General features: G+C 33.3%; 4 protein-coding genes. All 4 read left to right on the plus strand.

Annotation, left to right across the window (positions count from 1 at the left end; genetic code table 11):
• On the plus strand, positions 1-643 hold a 643-nt coding region (gene spoIVB / locus VIL26_01255; protein ID HEY8389570.1), incomplete at its 5' end, for a SpoIVB peptidase.
• Between the two features lie 83 nt (positions 644-726).
• Positions 727-1,083 (plus strand): sporulation initiation factor Spo0A C-terminal domain-containing protein, encoded by a 357-nt coding sequence (locus VIL26_01260; GenBank protein HEY8389571.1) that lies wholly within the window; start codon positions 727-729, stop codon positions 1,081-1,083.
• Between the two features lie 20 nt (positions 1,084-1,103).
• Positions 1,104-1,718: a hypothetical protein gene (locus VIL26_01265; protein ID HEY8389572.1), complete on the plus strand. Its 615-nt coding sequence runs from the start codon at positions 1,104-1,106 to the stop codon at positions 1,716-1,718.
• Positions 1,719-1,791: 73 nt separating this feature from the next.
• The coding region (locus tag VIL26_01270) for a serine hydrolase (protein HEY8389573.1) at positions 1,792-2,453 on the plus strand (662 nt) is incomplete at its 3' end.

Consider the following 2,453-nt stretch of genomic DNA (forward strand, 5'->3'; position numbering starts at 1 on the left):
CGGAAGATATAAGCTGGGATTATGGATAAGAGACAGTGCTGCGGGTATCGGAACTTTGACATTTATTAAAGAAATCAAAAACGGATACAGTTTTGGAGCATTAGGTCATCCTATCTGCGATCCCGATACTTTGACAGTGGTACCTGTAAGATCAGGAGATATTTATAGATGCAATGTCGTAGGTATAAAGAGAAGTGAAAAAGGTGCGCCTGGTGAAATAAAGGGTGTGTTTTTAAAAGAAGGCAAAAGATTAGGAGAAATAAAGAAGAACAATAAGTTTGGCGTATTTGGTTCAATGAATGAAAGATTAATCAATCCTTTGTTTCCCAAGCCTATTGAAGTTTGTCCTAGACGCGCTGTAAAACCAGGCAAAGCCAAAATTGTAACCACTGTTGGCGATGAAGTTAAACAGTATGACATAGAGATAATTAAGACCAATTATCAAAGGTCAAGTGAAGAAAAAAGTATGGTAATCAGAGTCGTTGACAGCGAACTATTACAAAAAACAGGCGGAATAGTGCAGGGTATGAGCGGAAGCCCGATTATTCAAAACGGCAAACTTGTAGGTGCGGTAACTCATGTTTTTATTAATGACCCTACAAAAGGTTTTGGCGTTTATCTTGATTGGATGATAAATGAATAAGCGCATATAAATTTAGATTATTTTTATCCTTTTATTACAAATTGCGGCATTTTACATACTAAGCAATGTGGCAAAATAGTGTTATGAATATTGAAAAAAGCATTTATAACTATTTGTTATCTCTAAAATTAATGCCCACCTTAAAAGGATTTAACTATCTAAAAAGTGCTATTTTATTAGTTATTAATGACGGGAGCTTTTGTTCCTTAAAACACACAATATATCCTTGGATAGCTAAAACCTATAATACAACACCTCAAAACGTAGAGAGAAGCATAAGCAATGCAATAGATACCGCATGGCTTAATGGCAATATAAATGTTTTAAAAGCCGAATTTGGTGAGACAGTTAACGAATATAGAGGAAAGCCAACTAATAAAGAATTTATCTGTATGGCAGCAGATCGCATACGCCAGAGAATAAAAGTTATTAATATATAAATTTTTCCATATTATATATTATGTTAAAACTTGATATTGGTGGTTTTATTAATGAGCATTTTTCTCGCCATTTAAAATTTTATCTGGTAATAGGTGTATTTGTCATTGGCGGGATAATCTTAGGTATTATCAGCGCAAATAACATTAGCGGCGCATTGACGACAGAAAAGATAAAGTTAATTTTTTTTAGATCGATTTATATAGATGTAAATTTTTTTGCAGCTTTTTTTATAAATACCCTTATAATGCTGCTTTTGTTTTTGATAATTATTGCTGTTACGACAAGCGTCTTTTTGCTTCCTTTAGGTTTTATTTTGATAATCTATCGTGGATATCTTGCAGGCTTTGCCGCCATTGCGATTATACGTATTTTTGGCGGCGGCGGAATAGTCAATTTGATAATTATTTTTATTCCGTTTCAATTAGTGCTTTTGTTTTTTTTGACAGGATGTATGGCAGTATGCATGAGAAGGCTTATTAATAATATCCACTGCGGTTCTTTTTGTTTTAGAGGCACAGAATATGAAATAATGCTAAAAGAACTTATTGCGCTTTTTATAATTTTTATTGTTATAAATCTTTTACTTTCAATCATCGCTGTAATTATCACTAAGACATTTGTGATATCTCTTTAAATTCCTTTAAAATACATATTTTGGCATCATCAGAGAAAAACTAAAATCAAATAAAGTTATTTGAGGAACATTTATGAAAAAGAAGATTTCAATGCTTTTTTCTCTGATATTGATATCAGTTTTTGGTGTAATGCTTGCTTTTAATTCTTTATATAAAGCTAATGTTTATGCTGCGGTAGAAGAAGAAAAGGATTTCAAATCAAGCGTAAAGATTACATCAAAAGCAGCTTATGTTTGCGATTATGACACAAAAACAGTCATATTTGCTCATAACGAAAATGCCAGATTGCCTATTGCAAGTATGGTTAAAATTATGACATTATTGCTTTGTTACGAACACATTGACAGCGGAGCAATGACGCTTGAAGATATGGTTACCATAAGCGAAAATGCGGCTTCAATGGGCGGTTCTCAAGCTTTTTTGGATGCAAATTCTCAATACAAGGTTAACGATTTGCTAAAAAGCATAGTTATAGCTTCTGCTAATGATTCATGTGTCGCTATGGCAGAGCATATATGCGGTTCGGTTGAAGGCTTTGTTGAAAAAATGAATAAACGAGCCAAAGAACTTAAAATGGAAAATACGCAGTTTGTAAATTGTACCGGTTTGCCTGCACCAGGCGGTTATTCATGTGCAAAAGATGTAAGCACAATGTTGCATGAGTTATTAAAGCACAAAGAATATTTCTTACACTCTAAGATTTGGATGGATAAAATGATTCATAAAGGCGGGCG

The sequence above is a fragment of the Clostridia bacterium genome, assembly GCA_036562685.1.
Taxonomy (GTDB): Bacteria; Bacillota; Clostridia; order Christensenellales; family DUVY01; genus DUVY01.

Excerpts from the sequence above, each read along its gene's own strand:
- VIL26_01260 (HEY8389571.1), top strand. The coding sequence starts at position 727 with ATGAATATTGAAAAAAGCATTTATAACTATTTGTTATCTCTAAAATTA.
- VIL26_01265 (HEY8389572.1), top strand. The coding sequence starts at position 1,104 with ATGTTAAAACTTGATATTGGTGGTTTTATTAATGAGCATTTTTCTCGC.